We start from the raw sequence: 18,952 nt of genomic DNA on the forward strand, positions 1-18,952 counted from the left end.
GCGCCCGGTGGTCGCCCTCAGCCCGTCCCGGGCGGGCCCGCGGTGACGGCCGCCTCCTGCAGTGCGTCCAGCAGGTCACGCAGGGCGGGCTGCTGGAGGGAGACCTCCCGCGCGGCGGCCGAGATCACACGGACGGGTTCGGGGTTGCGGACCGGGCGCACGACGACGCCCGGGTGCCGGTTGCGCAGTCCCAGCCCCGGCATCAGGCCCACGCCGAGGCCCGCGGCGACGAAGCCCTGTGCGGTGGCGTAGTCCTCGCTCTGGATCACGAAGTCGGGGCTGAAACCGGCCGCCGCGCAGGACTCGGTCACCGCTTCCAGGCAGGGCCCGGGCGGCTCGCAGCCGACCCACTGCTCGCCGGAGAGCTCATGCAGGTCGACGACCTCCTGGCCGGCGAGCGGATGGCCGAGCGGCAGCACGGCGGCGTACGGGTCGTCGAGGAGGTGGACGAGCCGGAAGCCCCTGCCGATGCGGCCCGACGCCTGGACGACCACGGCCACGTCGGCGCGGCCCCGCACCATTTCCTGGAACGGGTCCTCGGGATCGGTGAGTTGGGCGTCGATGCGGATGCCGGGATGCGCGGTGCGCAGCCCGGCCAGAGCGGGGGCCACCAGGGTGGATCCGGCCGTGGCGAAGTAGCGGACCGACAGGCGCCCGGTGCGTCCGGCGCGGAGGTCGGCGAGAGCGGTCTCCGCCTGGGCGACCGCCGAACTGATCAGCGCCGCGTGCTCGGTCAGCAGCAGGCCGGCGGCCGTGGGCCGCACCCCGCGGCCCACCCGCTCCAGCAGGGCCGTGCCTGCCTGCTTCTCCAGCGCCGCCATCTGCTGGCTGACGGCGGACGGCGTGTAGCCGAGGTGCGCCGCGGCGGCCGTGACCGTACCGCTGGTGACGACCGCGCGCAGGACCTGCAGTCTCCTCACGTCAAGCATGTAGCACAGCTTAACAGATCAGGTAGAACCATTTGCTTGTCATTACAGCTTTGCTGGGGCACCTTCGAAGAACCGGGATGGACCGGACGCCCGACGGAGGCACCCCGGGAGCCCGCACGGACCGTGTGCTGAACCGAGTGGAGGAAGCATGAAGAACGGCAGTACGCGGAGTCTCCGGGCAGGACTGCGGGTGGCGGTGCTCGCCCTGCTGTGGGGCTCGACGTTCCTCTGGATCGAGCTGGCCCTGCGGGGCCTCTCCCCGCTCCAGGTCACGTTCGCCCGCTGTGTCCTCGGAGCGCTCGTCCTCGTCGTCGCCTGCCGGCTGGCGGGTCACCGGCTGCCCCGGGGCATCGCCGTGTGGCGGCACATCGTCGTCGCGGCCTTCTTCTGCAACGCCCTTCCGTTCGCGTTGTTCAGCCTGGGCCAGCAGAGCGTCGGCTCCGGCCTCGCCGGTGTCCTGAACGCCACGACCCCGCTCTGGTCGCTCGCCCTGGGGCTCGCCCTCGGCTCCGAACGCGGACTCCGCCCCGTACGCCTGACGGGCCTCCTGCTCGGCTTCGCCGGCACGATCCTCATCTTCGCGCCCTGGCAGACGACCGGCGCCGCGGGCTGGGGCGCCCTCGCCATCATCGGCGCGGCCGCCAGCTACGCCGTCGCGTTCACCTACATGGGCCGCACCCTGGTCCGGAAGGGCACCCCCACCATCTCGCTCTCCGCCGCCCAGCTCGTCGCCGCGAGCGGACTGACCGCGGTGGCGGTGCCGATCGGAGGCCTCCAGTCCATCGACCCCGGTCCGACGGTGGTCGTCGCGGCCGTCGTCCTGAGCGTCTTCTGCACCGCGATCACCTTCCACCTCACCTACCGGATCATCAACGACGAGGGCGCCACGAGCGCCGCCGTGGTCGGCTACCTCCTGCCCGTCGTCTCCGTACTGCTCGGAGCGGTCGTCCTGGGCGAGGAGATCGGCGTGCGGGTGGTGCTGGGCATGGCGGTCGTGCTCGTCGGAGTCGGGATGACGCGGCGGCAGGGCCCGGCGGCGGTCACCGAGGAGCGGGCGCCGGGCGAACCCGCCGCCGACTCACCCGCCGCCGGTTCACCGGCCACCCACGGCCCGGACGCCCGGAGCACCGACCTGGAGGACGTCCGATGACCACCGGCGAGCCCCTGCCCGGGCTGTGGCAGGCGTACCGCGAGCTGACCGGGAAGGCCGTCTACACCGACCTCACCCATGCCTTCCGGCCGGGACAGCCGCACTTCGCGGGCTTCGGCGACGAGCGGCGTGAGAAGGTCTTCGACCTGGACCGGGGTGACGGCTTCACCGTCGACCGCTACACCCTGGTGGGCCAGTGGGGCACCCATGTCGACCCGCCCGCCCACTTCGTGGCCGGGGCCCGGACGCTGGACCGGATCCCGGTCGAGGAGATGATCCTCCCGCTGGTGGTCCTCGACATCACCGCCCGGGTGGACGCCGACCCCGACGCCACCCCCACGCCGGACGACGTGGAGTCCTGGGAGCGCCGCAACGGCCCCGTGCCGGCCGGCTCGTTCGTCGCCCTGCGCACGGGATGGAGCCGGCGGTGGCCGGACCCGGTGGCGATGGCCAACCTGGACGGGGCGGGCGTCAGCCACCGGCCGGGCTGGTCGGCCGAGGTCCTGCGGTACCTGATCGAGGACGCGGGCGTCACCGCCATCGGCCACGAACAGTCCGACACCGACCCGGGGCTCGCCGCCTCCGCTGGCGATTACGGCCTGGAGGCGTACGTCCTGGGGCAGGGGCGGTGGCAGATCGAACTCCTCGCCCATCTGGACCGGCTCCCCGAGGCGGGCGCCCTGATCGTCGCCACCTGGCCCAAACCGTACGGTGGTTCCGGCTTCCCGGCCCGGGTGTTCGCCGTGCACCGGTGATCCGTCGGGCTCCCGTCGACGGGAGCCCGACGCTGACCCCGGGCCGGCCGCAGACGATGCCGCTGGGGGCGGAACGCCGTCAGACAGTTCCCAGATCGACCGTGACGGGGAAGGGCGCGGCGGCCTTGATCACGCCGGTGAACATCTCGCCCTCCCTGTAGGCCTTGGTGGCGGGGTCGAGAACGTACGTGTACACGAGGGGGACGCCGGTGGCGGCCTGCTCGATCCGCCAGTAGAAGGGGATGCCGGCCTTGGCGTACTGGTCCACCTTCACGATCCGGTCCGTGGTCTCCGAGCCGGGTGACACGACCTCGACGACCAGGAGCACATGTTCCGGGCGGGTGGGTGTCAGATCGATGGTCTCCGCACGGTAGACGGCGATGTCCGGGCGGCGGTTGGTGAGGGGAACGTCCTGGAGCCGTACGTCGAAGTCCGTGTCGGCGTTCCGGTCCGGGCCCGCGGCGGCGTCCAGGGCGTTGGCCAGGATCCGGGCCAGCCGGTTGTGGCGCTTGGAGGCGCTCGGGCTCACGACGACCATGCCGTCCACGATCTCGATGCCGGCACACTGCTCGTCGGACCAGGAGTCGTACTGCTCCGCGCTGACCTGCTGGTGCATCCATGCGGGTACGACCATCTCGGCGGTCATGGCGTGCCCCCTTCGAGGATGCTCGTCCGTCCGGTGCTGCTCCGCTCAGCCTACGGTCCGCATGCCGCCGGGCACCGGGTCCGCCGCCGTGCCGGGTGGGCGCCCCAGGGGCCCGACCCCGCCCCCGGTGAGCCCGTCCCCCGACGCCACCCCTCGGTGCGCAAGGATTGGGGCATGGCCAACCGACTTGCGCAGACCACGTCCCCGTACCTCCTGCAGCACGCCGACAACCCCGTCGACTGGTGGCCGTGGGCACCCGAGGCCTTCGAGGAGGCCCGGCGGCGCGGCGTCCCGGTGCTGCTCAGCGTCGGCTACGCCAGCTGCCACTGGTGTCACGTCATGGCCCACGAGTCCTTCGAGGACGCGGCCACCGCCGACTACCTCAACGCGCACTTCGTGCCGGTGAAGGTCGACCGCGAGGAGCGGCCCGACGTCGACGCCGTGTACATGGAGGCCGTGCAGGCCGCGACCGGTCAGGGCGGCTGGCCGATGACCGTCTTCCTGACCCCGGAGGCCGAACCCTTCTACTTCGGTACGTACTTCCCGCCCGAGCCCCGCCACGGCATGCCCTCCTTCCCGCAGGTCCTCGAAGGGGTCGTGGCCGCCTGGTCCGACCGTCGTGAGGAGGTCGCCGAGGTGGCCGGGCGCATCGTCCGCGACCTCGCCGGCCGCTCCCTCACCGCCGCCGAGGGAGGACTGCCCGGCGAGGCGGAGCTGGCGCAGGCCCTGCTGCGGCTGACCCGGGACTACGACGAGAAGCACGGCGGCTTCGGCGGAGCGCCCAAGTTCCCGCCGTCCATGGTCATCGAGTTCCTGCTGCGCCACCACGCCCGCACGGGTGCCGAGGGCGCCCTGCAGATGGCCGCCGACAGCTGCGCGGCCATGGCGCACGGCGGGATCTACGACCAGCTCGGCGGCGGATTCGCCCGCTACGCGGTGGACCGTGAGTGGGTGGTCCCGCACTTCGAGAAGATGCTCTACGACAACGCCCTGCTCTGCCGCGTGTACGCCCATCTCTGGCGGGTCACCGGCTCGGACCTGGCCCGCCGGGTGGCCCTGGAGACGGCCGACTTCATGGTGCGCGAACTGCGCACCGTCGAGGGCGGTTTCGCCTCCGCGCTGGACGCCGACAGCGCGGACGCGCAGGGACGGCACGTCGAAGGCGCGTACTACGTGTGGACCCCCGCCCAGCTGCGCGAGGTGCTGGGCGACCAGGACGCCGCCTTCGCCGCCGAGTACTTCGGGGTGACCGAGGAAGGCACCTTCGAGGAGGGCTCCTCCGTCCTGCGGCTCGTGGGAGCCGGTGAGGCGGAGCCCGCCGACGCCGGGCGCGTCGCCGACGTGCGGGCCCGGCTGCTGGCGGCGCGCGATCTGCGGGTGCGCCCCGAGCGCGACGACAAGATCGTCGCCGCCTGGAACGGGCTGGCGATCGCCGCCCTCGCCGAGACCGGTGCCTACTTCGACCGTCCGGACCTGGTCGAGCGGGCCACCGAGGCCGCCGACCTGCTGGTGCGGGTGCACATGGGCGACGTCGCCCGGCTCTGCCGCACCTCGAAGGACGGCCACGCGGGGGCCAACTCCGGGGTCCTGGAGGACTACGGCGACGTCGCCGAGGGCTTCCTCGCCCTCGCCTCCGTCACCGGTGAGGGCGCCTGGCTGGAGTTCGCGGGCTTCCTGCTGGACATCGTGCTGGAGCACTTCTCGGGCGAGGGCGGGCAGCTGTTCGACACCGCCGACGACGCGGAGCAGCTGATCCGGCGCCCCCAGGACCCCACCGACAGCGCCACCCCGGCCGGCTGGACCGCCGCCGCCGGCGCGCTGCTCTCCTACGCCGCGCACACCGGCTCCGAGCCGCACCGTACGGCGGCCGAGGGCGCCCTCGGGATCGTCGGGGCCCTCGGCCCGAAGGCCCCCCGGTTCATCGGCTGGGGGCTCGCGGTCGCCGAGGCGCTGCTGGACGGTCCGCGCGAGGTCGCGGTGGCCGGACCGGTCGGCGGGGAGCTGCACCGGACGGCGCTGCTGGGACGGGCGCCCGGCGCGGTCGTGGCGGCGGGCGAGGTGGCGGACGCGGGCACCGAGTTCCCGCTGCTGGTGGACCGGCCGCTGGTGGGCGGTGAGCCGACCGCGTACGTCTGCCGGCACTTCGTGTGTGACGCGCCGACCACGGACGCGGGGGAGCTCGCCGTGAAGCTGGGCGGCTGACGGGCGTACGGCGAAGGGGCCGGCCGATGGCCGGGCCCTTCGCCGTGACGGATCGGTCACTGCTGGTAGGCGACCAGGGAGATCCCGACGTAGTGCGCGATGAACGCCGCGAGCGTCAGCGAGTGGAACACCTCGTGGAAGCCGAACCAGCGCGGTGAAGGGTTCGGGCGCTTGAGGCCGTAGATGACGCCGCCCGCGCTGTAGAGCAGCCCGCCGACGATGACGAGCACCAGCACCGCGATGCCGCCGGCGCGCATGAAGTCCGGCAGGAAGAACACCGCGGCCCAGCCCATCGCGATGTAGCACGGGGTGTAGAGCCAGCGCGGGGCGCCGACCCAGAAGACGCGGAAGGCGATACCGGCCGCCGCGGCGCCCCAGATCGCCCACAGGAGCGGGCGGCTGGTGGACTCCGGCAGCAGCAGGAGGGTCAGCGGCGTGTAGGTGCCCGCGATGATCAGGAAGATGTTGGCGTGGTCGAGCCTGCGCAGCACGGCCTCGCCGCGCGGGCCCCAGGTGCCCCGGTGGTAGACCCCGCTCACACCGAACAGCAGGCAGGCGCTGAGCACGTAGACGGCGCAGGCGACCCGTGCGCGCGTGCTGTCGGACAGGGCGATCAGGACGATCCCGGCGATGACCACCGCGGGGAACATGCCCGCGTGCAGCCAGCCGCGCATCCGTGGCTTGACCGGGACGGGGTCGGTGAGCTCGACGGGTCCGGACCCGGGGGCGGCAGAAGTCATATCGGCATGCTACCTACGCCCCCGTAGGTAACTGCTACACGTGGCGATGCTCACGTGGGCGGCCCTCTGGACATATGGGCGGGATAGTCGGATGATCAAATGAGTGCGGTCGGCACCGGATGAGCGCCAGGGGAATTCGAAGGGGTCAGCATCCGGGTCGCAGCCCCCACGGGGCCTGACAACACACCCTCATCACAAGGAGCGATCGTGGCGCGAGACATCGCGGCTCCCCTCACTGTTCCCACTCGGCACCAGGAGCTGGCCTCCTGGGTGGACGAGATCGCCGCCCTCACCCAGCCGGACCGCGTGGTCTGGTGCGACGGCTCGGAGGCCGAGTACGAGCGCCTGTGCGAGGAGCTCGTCGCCAAGGGCACCTTCACCAAGCTGGACCCGGTCAAGCGTCCCAACTCGTACTACGCCGCATCCGACCCGAGCGACGTCGCGCGCGTCGAGACCCGGACGTTCATCTGCTCCGAGAAGGAGGAGGACGCCGGTCCGACGAACCACTGGAAGGACCCCGCCGAGATGCGGGAGATCTTCGTGGGGGAGAAGGGCGTCTTCCGCGGTTCCATGCGCGGCCGCACGATGTACGTCGTCCCGTTCTGCATGGGCCCCGTCGGCTCGCCGCTCTCCGCGATCGGCGTGGAGATCACCGACTCCGCCTACGTCGCCGTCTCGATGCGCACGATGACGCGCATGGGCCAGGAGGTCCTCGACGAGCTCGGTACCGACGGCTTCTTCGTCAAGGCCGTGCACACCCTCGGCGCACCCCTGGCCGCGGGCGAGGCCGACGTGCCGTGGCCCTGCAACGCCACCAAGTACATCTCGCACTTCCCCGAGGACCGCGAGATCTGGTCCTACGGCTCCGGCTACGGCGGCAACGCCCTGCTCGGCAAGAAGTGCTACGCGCTCCGCATCGCCTCGGTGATGGCCCGCGACGAGGGCTGGCTCGCCGAGCACATGCTGATCCTCAAGCTCACGCCGCCGCGCGGGGAGTCGAAGTACGTCGCCGCGGCCTTCCCGAGTGCCTGCGGCAAGACCAACCTCGCCATGCTGGAGCCCACGATCTCCGGCTGGACCGTCGAGACCATCGGCGACGACATCGCGTGGATGCGGTTCGGCGAGGACGGCCGGCTGTACGCCATCAACCCGGAGGCCGGCTTCTTCGGCGTCGCGCCCGGCACCGGCGAGCACACCAACGCCAACGCCATGAAGACGATGTGGGGCAACTCCGTCTTCACCAACGTCGCGCTCACCGACGACGGCGACGTGTGGTGGGAGGGCATGACCGAGGAGGCGCCCGCGCACCTCACCGACTGGAAGGGTAACGACTGGACGCCCGAGTCCGGCACGCCCGCCGCCCACCCCAACGCCCGCTTCACCGTGCCGGCCGGGCAGTGCCCGATCATCGCGCCCGAGTGGGAGGACCCGAAGGGCGTGCCGATCTCGGCCATCCTCTTCGGTGGCCGCCGTGCCTCCGCGGTCCCGCTGGTCACCGAGTCCTTCACCTGGCAGCACGGCGTCTTCCTCGGGGCCAACGTCGCCTCCGAGAAGACCGCCGCCGCCGAGGGCAAGGTCGGCGAGCTGCGCCGCGACCCGTTCGCCATGCTGCCGTTCTGCGGCTACAACATGGGCGACTACATGAAGCACTGGATCGAGGTCGGCGCCGACAAGGCGGACCAGTCGAAGCTCCCGAAGATCTACTACGTGAACTGGTTCCGCAAGAACGAGGCGGGCTCGTTCGTGTGGCCCGGCTTCGGTGAGAACAGCCGCGTCCTCAAGTGGATCGTCGAGAGGCTGGAGGGCACCGCCGAGGGCGTCGAGACGCCGATCGGGATCCTGCCGTCCAAGGGCTCGATCGATGCCGAGGGACTCGACCTCTCCGAGTCCGACCTCGACTTCCTGCTCACCGTGGACAAGGAGGTCTGGCGCGAGGAGGCGGCGCTGATCCCCGAGCACCTGAACACCTTCGGTGACCACACGCCGAAGGAGCTGTGGGACGAGTACCGCGCGCTGGTCCGGCGCCTGGGCTGATCCCCTCACCGTCCCCGCGGCCGGGTCACTTCGGCATCCGCCCTGACCTGTGGGGTCGACGGCCCGCCGCGGCACGGCACCCGGAGCCCCCTCATGGTTCCGGGTGCCGCTTCTTTCCAGGAGAACGCCTCCGGCGGGGCAGCACCCCATTTCAGGGGGAACGTCCATGCATCGCCAACAACTTGCGCACATAACCTTCACATCTGTTGCATGATCCCCCCAGGGCGCCGACCGGTACGGCGGGCGCCGACAACCGTGTGGGGGGCAACAGTTGAACAGGCCAGGACAGAGGAAGCGCGGACTCGCGACACTCCTCGCGCTCACGCTCGGCGGCGCGGGACTCACCGTGTTCGCGGCGCCGACGGCCCAGGCGGCGGACGACGACGTGGCCAAGGTGCCCATCACGTCGTTCTCCTCGATGGTCGTGGACTCCGCGCACGAACGGATCTACATCAGCGACGACACCCGGAGCCTGAACACCAAGTCGTCGGTCCTCGTCTACACCTTCCAGGGGCAGCGCGTCGGCACCCTGACGAGCAGCTACGGAGCCGTGGGCGGCATGGCGCTCTCCGCGGACAGCAGCAAGCTGTTCGTGTCGGAGATGGGCCGGATCGCCGCGTACGACACGGAGACGTACGCGAAGACCGTCCACACGGCCACCACGTACTACGGCGAGTGCGGACGCCAGGTCGCCTACGCGGGCGGCAAGGTGTGGCACACGGAGACGCCGACCGCCAGCCAGTGCGACCAGTACCGGAGCTACCTCTACGGCAGCGCCCTCGGCGCGCCCCACGCGACCGGCTGGGAGGGCACCGGAAAGCTCTACTTCGCGACGGCGCCCCAGGCGCCCGGGACGCTGGTCATGGGCCAGACGCTGAGCACGGCCGGGACCGACCCCTATCTCACCGCGTTCGACAGCAGCGGTGACACCCTCGTCCGGGGGCCGCAGCGCCGCTTCGCGGACGGCGAGGGGGTGGGCGGGCTCGACCTCAAGGACCTCGCGCTGTCCCCGGACGGCAGCCGGGTCGCGGTCGCCGACGCGGCGTACGGCACCCGGCTGCTCGACGCGGGCGACCTGTCCGACGCCCCGACGCCCTACCGGGCGCTGCCGGAGGGGGCCAAGGCGTCCGCCGTCGCGTTCAGCGGGGACGGGGAGTACATCGCCCGGGGCGCCACGGCGGCCGGTTCCGTACCCGATCTACTGATCCAGAAGGCCGACCCGGAGGAGGGCGCCTCGGCGTTCGAGTTCGCCTTCGAGGGCGACCTCGACGGTGCCCGGGTCGCGCCGCGGGGCCTGGGCTGGTCGAAGGACGGCTCCCGGCTCTTCGCCCTGACCACCAACTCCACGGGCACGTCCTACTGGCTGCACGTGATCCAGCCGCCCGCCGCCCAGTACGACGCGCGCTTCACCGGCGCGCTGTCCACCACCCCGGCAGCGCCGGTCGTCGGCGAACCGCTCGGCATCCGGGGCCGGCTCGAACTCGACGGCGCCGCACCCGCCGAGCCGGTCAAGGTGTCCGCGGTACGCCGTGACGCCGACGGCGACCGCAAGCTCGCCGCCGTGGAGGTCGACACGGACGGCACGTTCACCGTCCTCGACGTCCCCTCGCTGGTCGGCGAGGCCACGTACACCCTGTCCTTCCTGGGGGGCGTGACCCATCGTCCCGCCGAGGACGTCACCCTCCAGGTCACGGTGGCCAAGGCGCCGACGGCCATCGCGCTCACGGCCCCGGCCGAGGCGACGAAGAACCAGAGCCTGGAGATCACCGGCACCCTGACCGGCCAGGGCCGGGCGCTTCCCTCAGGCATCACGCTGTCCGTGCGGCGGACGGACAAGAAGGGCACCGGCACCCTGACGTCGGCGGCGGTCGCGGCCGACGGCACCTTCAGGATCAACGACCTGCCGTCCGTCCGGGGTGAGGTCGTCTACACGGTCGCCTACGCGGGGGACGGGCTGCACAGTGCCTCGACCGCCTCGGCCACGGTGCGGGTCCGTCCCGCAGCGTAGCCTCCGCGCGTGAGGCGGGTCCGGTCCGCGCCCGCTCGTGCAGGGCACCCGGTCCACGCGTCTTCGCGACCCGTGGACCGGGTGCGTCAGGGGGCGCCGACCAGGACCGCCGGCGCGGCGGGAGCGGCGAGGGCCGCGGTGTGCGTGTCCATGGCCTCGGCCGCGAGGATCGCCGCCGCGGTGTCGGCGCGGGACGCGGCGACCACGAGGGCCCGGCCGGCCAGGGCGTGGGCGCGGCGGTGCAGGGCGGCCGGGGACGCCTCGCTCCGTCCGGCGTGCCGGGCGGGCGGCGCGGAACGCAGCCGGGCCACCTGCTGGGCGATGCGGTCGCCCATGGCGTCCAGGCCCAGTTCGTCGGTGACGGCGAGGAGGGCCGCGAGATGCCCGGCGAGCTGGATGTCCAGCTCGTCCTCACGGCTGCGGTGCGGGAAATCGGCGTCGTCGGCCGATGTGTGGACCGACTTGGTGCGGATCGGCTCGTACATGGGTGGCCTCCTGGTGTCGCTGTAAGGCCATCCTATCTTGGATTCAGTCTAAAGTTGTGTCGGATCCGAAGATCTTGGTCCTACGGCTGGCTGTACCCGTCCAGGAAGTTCCCGATCCGGGTCACCGCGTCGGTCAGGTCCTTGGCCGGAGGCAGCGTGACCACCCGGAAGTGATCGGGTTCCGGCCAGTTGAAGCCCGTGCCCTGCACGACCATGATCTTCTCGGCCCGCAGCAGGTCGAGGACCATCTGCCGGTCGTCCTTGATCTTGAAGACCTTGGGATCGAGCCTCGGGAAGAGGTACAGCGCCCCCTTCGGCTTCACACAGGTGACCCCGGGGATCTGGGTGAGCAGGTCGTACGCCACGTCCCGCTGCTCCAGGATCCGTCCGCCCGGCAACACCAGCTCGTTGATCGACTGCCGTCCGCCGAGCGCGGTGGCCACCGCGTGCTGGGCGGGCATGTTGGCGCACAGGCGCATGTTCGCCAGGACCGTCAGGCCCTCGATGTACGAGGAGGCGTGTGCCTTCGGGCCGCAGACCGCCATCCAGCCGGAGCGGTAACCGGCGATCCGGTAGTTCTTCGAGAGCCCGTTGAAGGTGAGCACCATCAGATCCGGGGCGATGGCGGCGGTCGGGGTGTGCGTCGCGCCGTCGTAGAGGATCCGGTCGTAGATCTCGTCGGAGCAGACGACCAGGTTGTGGCGCCGGGCGATCTCCGTCAGCCCGCGCAGCATCTCGTCGTCGTAGACCGCGCCCGTCGGGTTGTTCGGGTTGATGATCACGAGCGCCTTGGTGCGGTCGGTGATCTTCCGCTCGATGTCCGCGAGGTCGGGCATCCAGTCGGCCTGCTCGTCGCACCGGTAGTGCACGGCCGTCCCGCCGGCCAGCGCGACCGACGCCGTCCACAGCGGGTAGTCCGGAGCGGGGACGAGCACCTCGTCGCCGTCGTCGAGCAGCGCCTGCATCGACATCTGGATCAGCTCGGAGACGCCGTTGCCCAGGTAGATGTCCTCGACGCCGAGGTCGATCCCCTTGGTCTGGTAGTGCTGCATCACCGCGCGGCGCGCGGAGAGCAGGCCCTTCGCGTCGCCGTAGCCGTGGGCGCCCGAGAGGTTGCGCAGGATGTCCTCGAGGATCTCCGGCGGGCACTCGAACCCGAACGCCGCCGGGTTGCCCGTGTTGAGCTTGAGGATGCGATGACCTGCGGCTTCGAGCCGCATCGCTTCCTCGAGCACGGGGCCGCGGATTTCGTAACAGACGCCGGAGAGCTTCGTGGACTGGATGACCTGCATGGCTGCGAGCTTACGACCGTGCCTCGCGCGGTGCGCCCGGTTCGCGCACCTGTTGCTCCCTCCGGGGACGCGCGCCGGCGCGCCGGGTCTTCCATCGGCATGCCGCCCCGCCCGCAGACCGTGGGAAGGGCCGGTCGGGGCGGCGCCGCGGCTTGGAATGGGCGCGTGGGGCGCGGGGCCGGGTGAGATGCGCCACGCGGGGGCGCGCACCAGGCCCCCGCGCCCCCGCGCGACGGGGCGCGGGAACCGGTCAGCCGGGCAGGACGGTCCCCTCGGGCAGGCGTACGCCGAAGTCCTCGGCCAGCACCCGCAGCACCTCGGCGGAGTCGCTCAGCTCCCGTTCCTCGACCGTGCCGTCGTCGGCGGTCTCCACGAGCGTCCGCCCGGACAGGGCCCGGTGCAGGCCCGGCAAGGTGCGCTGGGCGTACACCGCCTGCCGGAACGGCGAGCGCGGGTTCGTGGCGATGTGCCAGTTGATGACCTCGTAGTCCGGGGCCTCGAAGGGCTCCAGGGTGAACTCGTACTGCGGCTCCCAGTAGCCGCCCTTGTCCGTCTGGAGCTCCCACATCTCCAGCGGCCCGTCGTGCGGGGCGTGCACCAGCCGGTGGCGGCGCGGGGTGTCGACCAGCTCGGTGTCCACCACCAGCGGGATCGGCTCCAGCAGCGCCCCGTGCGAGCCGAAGCCGACGTCGGCCAGCCAGGAGGTGGGCTCCCCCTCCACGTCCACCTGCATGAGCATGTGCGTCCGGGGCCGGACGTCACCGGGCGCGGCGCCCACCACCACCCGCGCGGTCAGCAGCGTCACCCGGAACCCGAGCTGGGTCAGGACGGCGGTCAGGAGGGTGTTGTGCTCGTAGCAGTACCCGCCGCGCTCGCTGCGGACGAGCTTCCTCTCCAGGTCCGGGAGCGCGAGGGACGGGGCGCCGACGAGGAGGGGCTCCAGATTCTCGAACGGGATGCCCAGCACGTGGGCGCGGTGCACGGACCGCAGCACCTCCACGGTGGGGCGGCGGTCCGTGTCTCCCGCCCAGCCGATGCGGGCGAAGTAGGCGTCGAGGTCGAGTGTCATACCCCGACACTACGCAGACACTCAGGGGTTTCTCACCTGCCCTGACGGCGCAGAAGACACGGGGAACGCGGCCCCACCGCGCCCTGCGGCGGGCGCGGATCCCGCGGGGACGAGGGCCCGGCTTCCCGCGGCTCAGCCGCCCGGAGCCGGTGGTTCGACGCGGGCCAGCCAGGCGGTCAGTAGGGTCTCCAGCCGCGCTGCCTCCTCGGGCGACAGGGCGTCCAGCAGGCGGCGTTCGTTCTGCATGTGCGCGCCGAACGCCTGGTCGATGAGGTCCCGTCCCGCCGGGGTGAGCGCCACGACCCGCCCCCGGCCGTCGGCCGCCGAGCGGCGGCGGGTGACGAGCCCGTCGCGCTCCAGGCGGTCGACGCGCTTGGTCATGGCGCCCGTCGTGACCATGGTGTGGGCGGCCAGCTCGCCCGGAGCGCGCTCGTACGGCTCTCCCGCGCGCCGGAGGGCGGCGAGGACGTCGAACTCGCCCTCGCCCAGGCCGTGACGGCGGTACACGGCGCACAACTGCTCGGTGAGCAGGGCGCCCAGCCGGTGCAGCCGGCCGATCACGGCCTGCGGGCGCACGTCGAGATCCGGGCGCTCCCGGGCCCACTCGGCCTGGATCCGTGCCACGTGGTCCAGCGGTCCGCCGGGATGCTCCTGCATGGTTCCACTATAGCTTCCCAGGAAGGCATAATAGCTTCCATGGAAGCTGGTGTGCGCTGGACACTGGTGACGGCGGTGGCCCCGGTGTCCTGGGGTACGAACTACCTCGTCACCCACGCCTGTCTGCCCGCCGGGGACCCGCTGTACGGCGCCGCGATCAGGGCCCTGCCCGCCGGGCTGCTGCTCCTCGTGGTCCGGCGGCGGCTGCCGAGGGGCTCGTGGTGGTGGCGCAGTGCCGTGCTCGGACTGCTCAACACGGGCGTCTTCTTCGCCCTGGTGTACATCGCCGCACAGTCGCTGCCGACCAGCCTGGCCTCGACGATCATGGCCACCTCGCCGATGGTCATGACGGCGGTCGCCTGGGGGCTCGTCGCGGAACGCCCGCCCGCGCGGCACCTGGCCGGGGCGGTCGTCGGTGCCGGGGGAGTCGCGCTCATGCTGCTGGGCGGTACGGCGTCGGCCTCGCCCGGCGGCGTGCTCGCCTCCGTGGGGGCCATGCTCCTCTCCTCCCTGGGGTACGTCCTCGCCAAGCGATGGGGCGGGGAGGTCGATGTGCTGGCCTCGACGGCCTGGCAGCTGATCGCCGGCGGGGTGCTGCTGCTCCCGTTCGCCGTGCTCGTCGAGGGCGCGCCGCCCGATCTGGACGGCCCGGCGCTCCTGGGTTTCGCCTATGTCTCCGTGGTGGCGACGGCTCTGGCCTTCGCCGCGTGGTTCGCCGGCCTGCGGCACCTGCCCGCGGCGACGGTCGGCCTGGTGGGGCTGCTCAATCCGGTGACAGGGGTGCTGCTGGGGACGCTGATCGCGGGCGAGACGCTCGCGGTCCGTCAGTTCTGCGGGCTGGGGCTCGTGCTGGCGGGGGTTCTCCTCGGCCGGCCGGTGTCCGGGAAGGTGTCCGGGGCGCCGGGCCCCCCGCGGACGGCGGAGCCGGTGCGCCGATCTCCGGCGGCTTGATTTCGCCCCTTGTTGGATCTCCTCCCTGTGCGCAAGCATGCGCATGTCAAACCGGAAGAACTCCGGTCACTGGCGCATCTGGAGGGGACCCCCACATGAACAAGCCTCTCGTCGGCGCACTTCTTTCCGTCCTGCTCCTCGGGGCGGGCGTCGCACCCGCAGCAGCGTCCACGGCCACCGACGCGACCACGCGCACGGACACAGCCACGGCCGCGCGAACGGCCGCGGCCACGAGGACGGACGCCACCGAGGTCCGTGCCAAGGCCGTCACCTTCGCCGGTACGGTCGCGCTCAGCAACTGCTCAGGCTCGGTCGTCCGGGTGCCCTCGGCGCAGCCCGGCGACCCCGCGCTCGTCCTGTCCAACGGCCACTGCCTGGAGACGGGCTTCCCGGCCCCGGGGCAGGTCGTGCTCAACAAGGCGTCGACCCGCAGCTTCACCCTGCTCAACGCCGCGGGCAGCGGTGTCGGCACCCTGCGGGCCTCCAAGATCGCGTACGGGACCATGACGGACACCGACGTCTCGCTGTACCAGCTCACGCGCACCTACGCGCAGATCGAGAGCTCCTACGGCATCAAGGCCCTGGAGCTCTCCGCCGCGCACCCGGTGAAGGGCACCGCGATCACGGTCGCCTCCGGGTACTGGAAGCGCACGTACAGCTGTGCCGTCGACGGGTTCGCGTACCGCCTCAAGGAGGGTGCCTGGACCTGGAAGGACTCGGTCCGCTACACCTCGGCCTGCCAGACCATCGGCGGCACGTCCGGGTCCCCGGTGATCGACGACGCGACCGGCAAGGTCGTCGCCGTCAACAACACCGGGAACGAGGACGGACAGCGGTGCACGGACAACAACCCGTGCGAGGTCGACGAGAACGGCACCGTCACCGTCCGCGAGGGCATCAACTACGCCCAGCAGACCTACGGCATCGTGCCGTGCGTCGGCACCGGCAGCCAGATCGACCTGAACCGCGCGGGCTGCGCGCTGCCCAAGCCGTGACGACGCCGCCCAGGCCGTGACGACGCCGCTCAGGCCGCCCGGCGCCCGCTGCCGCGTACCGCCCGGCCCGCCAGGGTGGAGGTGCGCCTGCCGTCCTCGATGACGAAGCGGCCGTCGATCAGGACGTGCGGGATGCCGACCGGCAGGGTGCGCGGCTCCTCGAAGGTCGATCCGGCCGCCACGGTGGCCGGATCGAAGAGGACCAGGTCCGCGCGGTAGCCCTCGCGGACGTACCCGCGGTCCGGCAGGCGCAGGCGGGCGGCCGGACGGGACGTGAGGTGGGCGACGCACTCCTCCAGCGGGAGGATGCCCAGCTCCCGTGCGTACCGGCCGAGGTACTGGGGGAACGTGCCGTAGGCGCGCGGGTGCGGCTTGTCGCCCTGGAGGATGCCGTCGCTGCCGCCGGTGTGCACCCGGTGGCGCATGATCTGCCGCACGTTCTCCTCGTGGCCGACGTGCTGGAGGATCGTCGTGCCGAGCCGGTCCTCGACGAGCAGCCGACGGGCCGTCACCCACGGCTCCTCGCCACGCAGCCGGGCGGACTCCGCCACCGTACGGCCGACGTACGACGACAGTTCGGGCGAGCCGACGCCGGAGATCTCGATCCTGTCCCACTCGATCGGGACGCCGTGGCAGCCGTCGGAGCCGACGACCTCCACGTCGTGGCGCATCCTCGCGGCCGTCGCCTCGTCCGCGAGCCGGGTCAGGACCGCCCCGGGGCCGCCCTCGTTGGCCCAGCTGGGCAGCATCGCGACCAGGGTGGTGCAGCCCGGGGTGTACGGATAGGTGTCGAGGGAGATGTCCGCGCCCGCCGCGAGGGCGTCGTCCAGGAGGGAGAGGAGCTCGGGCGCCTTCCCCTTGTTCACCCCGAAGTTCATGGTGGCGTGGGCGAGATGGAGGGGGCAGCCCGCGTCGCGGGTGAGCTGCACCATCTCCTCGTAGGCGGCGAGCGCCCCCGCGCCGTACGAGCGGTGGTGCGGGCAGTAGTAGCCGCCGTGGGCGGCCACCACCCGGCAGAGCTCGGTGAGTTCGGCGTCCTTCGCGTACATCCCGGGGGTGTACGTCAGCCCCGAGGACATGCCGACCGCACCCTCGGCCATGCCCTGCGCGACGAGCTCCTTCATCCGCTCCAGCTCGGCGTCCGTGGCGGGGCGGTCGTCCCAGCCGACCGCGAGCATCCGGACCGTGCCCTGAGGGATGAGGTAGGCGGCGTTGACGGCGATGCCCTGACCGCCGAAGTTGCGGTCGAGGCGGTCCAGGTAGCCGCCGACGGTGCGCCAGTCGAAGTCGATGTCGCTGCCGTCACCGTTCCAGCCGGCGATGGAGCTGCGGACCTCGGCGAGGGTGCGGTCGTCGGCGGGCGCGTACGACAGTCCGTCCTGGCCGAGGACCTCCAGGGTGACGCCCTGGGCGGCCTTCGCGCTGTGGTCGGGGTCGCGCAGCAGGGCGAGATCGCTGTGCGCGTGCATGTCGATGAAGCCCGGCGAGAGCGCGAGGCCGTCGGCCTCCACGGTGCGGGCGGCGGTGGGACGGGGGCCCTCGCCCTCCCCGCGGATCTCCGTGATCCGGCCGTCCGTGATGCCCACGTCGGCGCGGTAGGAGGGGGTGCCGGTGCCGTCGACGACGGACGCGTTGCGAATGACCAGGTCCATGGTGTTGCTCGCCTTTCAGGGGTTTTCGGAGACGGACCCCGCCGGGATCAGAAGAAGGTGCGGATGTAGTCGGTGACGGTGCCGTCCGCCTCCACCAGCGGGATCAGCTGCCACTTGTCGAAGGAGGTGCAGGGGTGCGAGAGGCCCATGCCGATCCAGTCGCCGACCTCCAGCTCGGCGCCCGCCTCGGTGCGCACCCAGCCGTGCTGGTCGGAGAGCCCGCTGACGGTGATGCCGGTGGCCGGGCGCACCGAACCGTCGCGTCCGGAGCGGACGACCTGCGCCTCGGGGAGGTCGAGGTCGTAGGCGGCGTCGCGCTTCCCGGCGTTGACGAAGGCCTGCTCCGGGGTGGGGCGGGAGACGACCTGAGCCCAGAGGCGGAAGGCGGGCTGCAGAGCGCCCTCCTCGGGGACCCGGTTGAAGGGGGTGAGGTGGCGGTAGTGGCCGTCGTCGTGGCTGACGTACGCGCCGGAGCGCAGCAGCTTGCAGACGGGACGGCTCAGGGCGGGGATGCCGGCGAAGACATCGGCGACCGCGTCGAACCAGGCGCTGCCGCCGGCGCTGACCAGGATCTCCTCGCCGTCCGCGAGCGCGTCGAAGCGGCCGGCCGCGTCGAACCCGGCGGCCAGCGCGACGAGCCGGCGCAGCCACTCCCGTACCCGCTCGGGTGAGGCGTCCGGCACCTCGCCCTCGTAACCGGCGACGCCCACCAGGCGCAGGGTCGGGACGGCGGCCACCGCGTCGGCGACGGCCGCGCAGTCGGCGTCCGTACGGGCACCGGTGCGGGCGCCCTGCCCGGCCCCCAGCTCCACGACGACGTCGACGGGGCGCACCGCGCCCGCCGCGCGCAGGGCCTCGTCCATCAGCTCGACGCCGCGCACGGAGTCGACGTAGCAGGCGAAGGTGAAGTCCGGGTCGGCGTCCAGCTCGCCGGCCAGCCAGCGCAGCGCCACGGCGTCGACGAGTTCGTTGGCCAGGAAGATCCGGCGGATGCCGTGGGCGCGGTAGACCCGGGCCTGGTGGGGGACGGCGGCGGTGATGCCCCAGGCGCCGTACTCCAGCTGGCGGGCGAAGAGCTGAGGGGACATCGAGGTCTTGCCGTGCGGGGCGAACGCAAGGCCGTGACGTTCGGCATATGTCTCCAGCAGCGCGAGGTTCGCCTCGAGCGACTCGGCGGACAGCGCCAGCACGGGTGTGGTGAAGCCTCCCGTGAAGAGGTTGCGGCGCTCGGCCGCGAGAGCGCCCACGGTCAGCCCCTCCGCGTCGGGCGGCAGTGCCTTGAAGCGGTGGTCGACCCGCTCGGCGGCGAGTGCCGTCACGGACTGCTCGGGGGACTGCTGGGCGGCCAAGGGATCCTCCTCGGGAACGTGATCGTTGCATTGTCTGC

Annotated in this window: 16 protein-coding genes; 7 read left to right on the forward strand and 9 right to left on the reverse strand. The window is 72.2% G+C overall.

From position 1 onward, the window contains the following. Positions 1-17: 17 nt before the first annotated feature. A complete protein-coding gene (locus OG488_RS23910; protein ID WP_329232277.1) occupies positions 18-929 on the reverse strand; it encodes a LysR family transcriptional regulator in 912 nt (303 codons plus the stop codon). A gap of 148 nt (positions 930-1,077) precedes the next feature. Here OG488_RS23910 and OG488_RS23915 point away from each other — a divergent pair, with 148 nt between their 5' ends. After that, positions 1,078-2,079 carry a DMT family transporter gene (locus OG488_RS23915; protein ID WP_329232279.1) on the forward strand — a complete coding sequence of 334 codons (1,002 nt, stop codon included), beginning with the start codon at positions 1,078-1,080 and terminating at the stop codon, positions 2,077-2,079. After that, positions 2,076-2,834, forward strand: coding sequence for a cyclase family protein (locus tag OG488_RS23920; protein WP_329232281.1), 759 nt, complete (start codon positions 2,076-2,078; stop codon positions 2,832-2,834). Before OG488_RS23915 ends, OG488_RS23920 begins: the two co-directional genes overlap by 4 nt. A 79-nt stretch (positions 2,835-2,913) precedes the next feature. Here OG488_RS23920 and OG488_RS23925 read toward each other — a convergent pair whose 3' ends face one another. Further along, the gene (locus tag OG488_RS23925; protein WP_329232283.1) at positions 2,914-3,480 is read right to left on the reverse strand and encodes a Uma2 family endonuclease; all 567 of its coding nucleotides are present in this window, start codon (positions 3,478-3,480) and stop codon (positions 2,914-2,916) included. 174 nt (positions 3,481-3,654) lie between these two features. Between OG488_RS23925 and OG488_RS23930 the strand changes: the two genes are divergently transcribed. Continuing rightward, complete coding sequence (locus OG488_RS23930; RefSeq protein ID WP_329232285.1) at positions 3,655-5,682, forward strand: thioredoxin domain-containing protein; 2,028 nt, start codon at positions 3,655-3,657, stop codon at positions 5,680-5,682. Between the two features lie 56 nt (positions 5,683-5,738). On the opposite strand, the gene trhA is transcribed toward OG488_RS23930, so the two are convergent. Beyond that, positions 5,739-6,422, reverse strand: a complete 684-nt coding sequence (gene trhA, locus OG488_RS23935) for a PAQR family membrane homeostasis protein TrhA (RefSeq protein WP_329232287.1) — start codon at positions 6,420-6,422, stop codon at positions 5,739-5,741. 207 nt (positions 6,423-6,629) lie between these two features. Here trhA and OG488_RS23940 point away from each other — a divergent pair, with 207 nt between their 5' ends. Further along, entirely contained in the window at positions 6,630-8,456 is a 1,827-nt protein-coding gene (locus tag OG488_RS23940) for a phosphoenolpyruvate carboxykinase (GTP) (RefSeq protein WP_329232289.1), read from the forward strand. Positions 8,457-8,727: 271 nt separating this feature from the next. Beyond that, a complete protein-coding gene (locus OG488_RS23945) occupies positions 8,728-10,464 on the forward strand; it encodes an Ig-like domain repeat protein (protein WP_329232290.1) in 1,737 nt (578 codons plus the stop codon). An 86-nt stretch (positions 10,465-10,550) separates the two neighbouring features. On the opposite strand, the gene OG488_RS23950 is transcribed toward OG488_RS23945, so the two are convergent. The 4 genes from OG488_RS23950 to OG488_RS23965 all read right to left on the reverse strand — a co-directional run bounded on the left by OG488_RS23950 (position 10,551) and on the right by OG488_RS23965 (position 13,967). After that, the gene (locus OG488_RS23950; protein ID WP_329232292.1) at positions 10,551-10,949 is read right to left on the reverse strand and encodes an SCO4983 family protein; all 399 of its coding nucleotides are present in this window, start codon (positions 10,947-10,949) and stop codon (positions 10,551-10,553) included. An 80-nt stretch (positions 10,950-11,029) separates the two neighbouring features. Beyond that, positions 11,030-12,241 (reverse strand): pyridoxal phosphate-dependent aminotransferase, encoded by a 1,212-nt coding sequence (locus tag OG488_RS23955; RefSeq protein ID WP_329232294.1) that lies wholly within the window; start codon positions 12,239-12,241, stop codon positions 11,030-11,032. 250 nt (positions 12,242-12,491) lie between these two features. Further along, positions 12,492-13,310, reverse strand: a complete 819-nt coding sequence (locus tag OG488_RS23960) for an arylamine N-acetyltransferase family protein (RefSeq protein WP_329232296.1) — start codon at positions 13,308-13,310, stop codon at positions 12,492-12,494. Between the two features lie 132 nt (positions 13,311-13,442). Next, on the reverse strand, positions 13,443-13,967 hold the full coding sequence (locus tag OG488_RS23965; RefSeq protein ID WP_329232297.1) for a MarR family winged helix-turn-helix transcriptional regulator: 525 nt from the start codon (positions 13,965-13,967) through the stop codon (positions 13,443-13,445). Positions 13,968-14,006: 39 nt separating this feature from the next. Here OG488_RS23965 and OG488_RS23970 point away from each other — a divergent pair, with 39 nt between their 5' ends. Continuing rightward, complete coding sequence (locus OG488_RS23970; protein ID WP_329232299.1) at positions 14,007-14,918, forward strand: EamA family transporter; 912 nt, start codon at positions 14,007-14,009, stop codon at positions 14,916-14,918. A 95-nt stretch (positions 14,919-15,013) separates the two neighbouring features. Continuing rightward, positions 15,014-15,913 (forward strand): S1 family peptidase, encoded by a 900-nt coding sequence (locus tag OG488_RS23975; protein ID WP_329232300.1) that lies wholly within the window; start codon positions 15,014-15,016, stop codon positions 15,911-15,913. Between the two features lie 29 nt (positions 15,914-15,942). Here OG488_RS23975 and OG488_RS23980 read toward each other — a convergent pair whose 3' ends face one another. Together OG488_RS23980 and OG488_RS23985 are read right to left on the reverse strand one after the other, a co-directional pair. Beyond that, the gene (locus OG488_RS23980) at positions 15,943-17,565 is read right to left on the reverse strand and encodes an N-acyl-D-amino-acid deacylase family protein (protein ID WP_329232302.1); all 1,623 of its coding nucleotides are present in this window, start codon (positions 17,563-17,565) and stop codon (positions 15,943-15,945) included. Between the two features lie 47 nt (positions 17,566-17,612). Next, a complete protein-coding gene (locus OG488_RS23985) occupies positions 17,613-18,914 on the reverse strand; it encodes an alanine racemase (RefSeq protein WP_329232305.1) in 1,302 nt (433 codons plus the stop codon). Positions 18,915-18,952: the final 38 nt, after the last annotated feature.

The organism is Streptomyces sp. NBC_01460 (genome assembly GCF_036227405.1).
In the GTDB taxonomy this organism is placed as follows: domain Bacteria; phylum Actinomycetota; class Actinomycetes; order Streptomycetales; family Streptomycetaceae; genus Streptomyces.